Raw genomic sequence first — 4,170 nt, 5'->3', positions numbered from 1 at the left:
TCTGTACGAAATGAAACCTGCCGGATGCGGCCTACCAAAGCAACCCCCTCGCCTCCATAACACAAGCCATCCTGCGGCATATGCGGTAAACTACGTGCGATTTTGCATCAGGAAAGCGTCTATGAATCACTCCCTTAAAGCCTGGAACACCTTCGGTATCGATCAACAAGCTAATGAGTTTGTCTGCGCCGAAAATGAGCAACAACTGCTGAATGCCTGGCAATCAGCGAATGCATCACATCATCCAGTACTGATCCTGGGCGAGGGGAGTAACGTCCTGTTTCTCGATACCTTCCATGGAACGGTGATCGTCAATCGAATCAAGGGTATTGAGATCACAGAACAACCTGAGGCGTGGCATCTGCACGTAGGTGCCGGTGAGAACTGGCATCATTTGGTACAGCACACGCTGCAAGAAGGTATGCCAGGGCTGGAAAATCTGGCACTCATTCCCGGATGCGTCGGTTCATCTCCCATTCAGAATATTGGTGCTTATGGTGTGGAGCTGCAGCGTGTCTGTGAATATGTGGACTGCGTTGAACTGTCAACCGGCAAACATCTGCGCGTCAGCGCCGCGGAATGCCGTTTTGGTTACCGTGACAGCATCTTCAAGCATGAATACCAGGATCGTTTCGCAATTGTTGCCGTTGGTCTGCGCTTGCCTAAACAGTGGCAGCCCGTTCTCACTTATGGCGACCTGACTCGTCTGGATCCCGCAACCGTGACGCCTCAGCAGGTTTTTGATTCTGTCTGTCATATGCGCACAACAAAGCTGCCCGACCCGAAAGTTAACGGTAATGCGGGTAGTTTCTTTAAAAACCCGGTTGTTACAGCGCACGTTGCGCAGGAACTGCTGGCTAAATTCCCGACCGCGCCTCATTACCCACAGGTTGATGGTTCAGTGAAACTGGCTGCCGGCTGGCTTATCGATCAATGCCAGCTAAAAGGCATGCGTATTGGTGGTGCAGCGGTACATCAGCAGCAAGCACTGGTACTGATCAATGCAGACCGTGCGACCAGTCAGGATGTGGTGCAACTAGCGCATCATGTACGCCAAAACGTTGGTGAGAAATTCAATGTCTGGCTTGAACCTGAGGTCAGATTTATTGGCCCACAGGGTGAAGTGAATGCTGTGGAGATCATCGCATGAAAGATAATACCGTCCCCCTGACGCTTATTTCCTTGTTAGCTGATGGTGAATTTCATTCCGGTGAGCAGCTTGGTGAACAGCTGGGAATGAGCCGCGCGGCAATCAACAAGCATGTTCAGACGCTACGCGACTGGGGCGTTGATGTATTTACTGTTCCCGGTAAAGGATACAGCTTACCTGAGCCTATCCAGTTATTAGACTCATCACTGATTCATTCTCAGTTGGATAGGGGGAATGTCATGGTTCTGCCTGTTATCGACTCAACCAACCAGTACCTGATGGATCGCATTGGTCAACTGGAGTCAGGGGATGCCTGCGTCGCTGAGTATCAGCAGGCCGGTCGTGGTCGTCGCGGACGTAAGTGGTTCTCGCCGTTTGGCGCCAATCTGTATCTCTCAATGTTCTGGCGACTAGAGCAAGGACCGGCAGCCGCAATTGGTTTGAGTCTGGTGATTGGTATTGTCATGGCGGAGGTTTTACGCGATCTGGGTGCGGATAAAGTTCGCGTGAAATGGCCGAACGATCTCTATCTGCTCGATCGTAAACTGGCCGGAATTTTGGTTGAACTCACGGGTAAGACGGGCGATGCCGCGCAAATTGTTATCGGTGCGGGTATTAACATGGCCATGCGCCGGGTAGAAGAGAATGTCGTTAATCAGGGCTGGATTAATCTCCAGGAAGCGGGAATTAATATTGACCGCAATACCCTTGCTGCCCGACTGATCCGCGAGCTGCGTGCTGCGCTGGTACTGTTTGAACATGAGGGCCTGGCACCTTATCTGTCCCGCTGGAAGAAGTTGGACAACTTTATCGACCGTCCGGTAAAACTCATTATTGGCGATAAAGAAATATTTGGGGTATCGCGTGGAATAGATGCACAAGGCGCATTATTGCTTGAACAAAATGGCGTGATAAAACCCTGGATGGGCGGAGAAATATCGCTCAGAAGTGCTGAATAATAATAAGGGGAGCTGTAGCTCCCCTTATTAATTTATTTACGTAGCCTGACCTCTTCAACGGCATGATTGGCGCTTTTGGTCATAATCAAGCTGGCTCGCTCACGCGTTGGTAAAATATTTTGTTTTAAATTCAGCCAGTTAATCTCTTTCCATAACGATGTAGCCGTGTTGATTGCCTCATCTTCCGACAATTTCGCATAATTATGGAAATAAGAGTCTGGGTTGGTAAATGCCCCTTCGCGGAATTTCAGGAAGCGGTTGATATACCACGTCTGGAGTAATTCTTCTGGCGCATCAACATAAATAGAAAAGTCGACAAAATCAGAAACAAATACATGATGTGGATCGTGAGGATAATCCATCCCGCTCTGTAATACATTAAGCCCTTCGAGTATTAATATGTCAGGCTGGGCAACGGTTTTGTCGCCATCAGGGATCACATCATAGATAAGATGAGAGTAGACCGGCGCCGTGACGTTAGGTACGCCTGACTTCAAATCGGAAACGAATTTAACCAGGCGGTGCATATCATAGGACTGAGGGAAGCCTTTCTTCTTCATGAGTCCACGATCTTTCAACACCTGATTAGGATGAAGAAAACCGTCGGTCGTAATCAACTCAACCTTACGATGCTCAGGCCAGCGACTCAACAGTGCCTGTAAAACACGAGCTGTGGTGCTTTTGCCAACGGCGACGCTGCCAGCAATGCTAATAATATAAGGAATACGCTCGCCGTTAGTGCCTAAAAATTGCTCCAGCACCGCCTGACGTCGCAGGTTCGAACTGATGTAAAAATTTAGCAAACGCGATAGAGGCAAATAAATTTCGGCAACTTCTTCCAGCGACAAGTCTTCGTTAATGCCTTTCAGACGAGCAATCTCTTCCTCGGTCAGGGTCATTGGCACGGAATCACGAAGCGCAGCCCACTGGTTGCGATCAAACTGTAGGTAAGGCGACGTTAACGCTTGCTCTTTTATACTCATACGCATGGTCTGGCTGTCATTGCTATATCAGGTCTGCGGTAAAAAAACGAAATCATCCCCGGCACGCAATGGCACGCACATTTCAGTTAATTTGGACAATGGGCAGGAGGGTAACACCAGATGAGGGGGAATAATAAGAAAAAATCATCCCCTGAAAAGCAATGTGACGGCTATTCCAGATGTATAAAGAGGTACTTTCTCTCTATGGATAAGTGCATGGCGGCGCAAAACTTGCCTTTGGAAGGGCGCGCGCCGTTGGAAATTTGTCCAATCATACGAAGAAATAGATTATTTATCGGACGTATAGTGCAAAATGTGAGCGATAGAACATTTTATGCAATTTTTTAGTTGCATGAGTGCGCAGGTCTCCATAAAATGCGCGCTACTTGATGCCGACTTAGCTCAGTAGGTAGAGCAACTGACTTGTAATCAGTAGGTCACCAGTTCGATTCCGGTAGTCGGCACCATCAAGTCCGGTGGGGTTCCCGAGCGGCCAAAGGGAGCAGACTGTAAATCTGCCGTCACAGACTTCGAAGGTTCGAATCCTTCCCCCACCACCACTTTCTGGCAGCGTTATCGCCGCCTGAGTTGGTTAAAAAATTAATCAGCTCGAACATAAAAGAGAGAAATCTCTTTTTTGTTACAGAAAGAACTGGGTAGCCGAGTTTCAGGATGCGGGCATCGTATAATGGCTATTACCTCAGCCTTCCAAGCTGATGATGCGGGTTCGATTCCCGCTGCCCGCTCCAGACGTGCTGATATGGCTCAGTTGGTAGAGCGCACCCTTGGTAAGGGTGAGGTCCCCAGTTCGACTCTGGGTATCAGCACCACTTCACTTCTCCTTCCCGTTTCTCTCTGTTTACTTTTAAAAGCATTCAACAGCTCAGGTATATTGCCTGGTTGATGTGGTGATATCACCGATTTATCCGTGTCTTAGAGGGACAATCGATGTCTAAAGAAAAATTTGAACGTACTAAACCGCACGTTAACGTCGGTACTATCGGCCACGTTGACCATGGTAAAACAACGCTGACCGCTGCAATCACTACCGTACTGGCTAAAACCTACGGCGGTGCTG

Annotated in this window: 4 protein-coding genes, 4 tRNA genes and 1 pseudogene; 7 read left to right on the top strand and 2 right to left on the bottom strand. The window is 48.8% G+C overall.

Annotated features, from left to right (window positions below):
- Positions 1 to 121: 121 nt before the first annotated feature.
- Both murB and birA read left to right on the top strand, forming a co-directional pair.
- Positions 122 to 1,150, top strand: a complete 1,029-nt coding sequence (murB, locus tag FDX14_RS04250) for a UDP-N-acetylmuramate dehydrogenase (RefSeq protein ID WP_042314246.1) — start codon at positions 122 to 124, stop codon at positions 1,148 to 1,150.
- Positions 1,147 to 2,109 carry a bifunctional biotin--[acetyl-CoA-carboxylase] ligase/biotin operon repressor BirA gene (gene birA / locus FDX14_RS04245; RefSeq protein WP_137349070.1) on the top strand — a complete coding sequence of 321 codons (963 nt, stop codon included), beginning with the start codon at positions 1,147 to 1,149 and terminating at the stop codon, positions 2,107 to 2,109. Before murB ends, birA begins: the two co-directional genes overlap by 4 nt.
- A gap of 32 nt (positions 2,110 to 2,141) precedes the next feature.
- Here the strand turns inward: birA and coaA are convergent, their stop codons facing one another.
- Both coaA and FDX14_RS25375 read right to left on the bottom strand, forming a co-directional pair.
- Positions 2,142 to 3,092 carry a type I pantothenate kinase gene (gene coaA, locus FDX14_RS04240; RefSeq protein WP_032940924.1) on the bottom strand — a complete coding sequence of 317 codons (951 nt, stop codon included), beginning with the start codon at positions 3,090 to 3,092 and terminating at the stop codon, positions 2,142 to 2,144.
- Between the two features lie 291 nt (positions 3,093 to 3,383).
- Positions 3,384 to 3,464 (bottom strand): annotated as a pseudogene (locus FDX14_RS25375) (hypothetical protein); the annotation flags it as partial.
- Positions 3,465 to 3,483: 19 nt separating this feature from the next.
- On the opposite strand from FDX14_RS25375, the gene FDX14_RS04230 reads away from it, so the two are divergent.
- The 5 genes from FDX14_RS04230 to FDX14_RS04210 form a co-directional block, all read left to right on the top strand.
- Positions 3,484 to 3,559: transfer RNA gene (locus tag FDX14_RS04230), tRNA-Thr, on the top strand.
- Between the two features lie 8 nt (positions 3,560 to 3,567).
- Positions 3,568 to 3,652: transfer RNA gene (locus tag FDX14_RS04225), tRNA-Tyr, on the top strand.
- A 114-nt stretch (positions 3,653 to 3,766) separates the two neighbouring features.
- Positions 3,767 to 3,841 (top strand) — tRNA-Gly (locus FDX14_RS04220).
- Positions 3,842 to 3,846: 5 nt separating this feature from the next.
- Positions 3,847 to 3,922 (top strand) — tRNA-Thr (locus FDX14_RS04215).
- 118 nt (positions 3,923 to 4,040) lie between these two features.
- Positions 4,041 to 4,170: GTP-binding protein (locus FDX14_RS04210; protein ID WP_000031651.1), on the top strand; the 130-nt coding region annotated here is incomplete at its 3' end.

Source organism: Citrobacter sp. wls710, assembly GCF_005281115.1.
GTDB lineage: Bacteria > Pseudomonadota > Gammaproteobacteria > Enterobacterales > Enterobacteriaceae > Citrobacter > Citrobacter werkmanii.
The sequence above is the reverse complement of the archived record's forward strand: the minus strand, read 5'-3'. Positions and strand labels throughout refer to the sequence as shown.

Bases quoted from the DNA above. Each gene is read 5' to 3' on its own strand.
- murB (WP_042314246.1), top strand. From the start codon at position 122: ATGAATCACTCCCTTAAAGCCTGGAACACCTTCGGTATCGATCAACAA.
- birA (WP_137349070.1), top strand. From the start codon at position 1,147: ATGAAAGATAATACCGTCCCCCTGACGCTTATTTCCTTGTTAGCTGAT.
- coaA (WP_032940924.1), bottom strand. From the start codon at position 3,092: ATGAGTATAAAAGAGCAAGCGTTAACGTCGCCTTACCTACAGTTTGAT.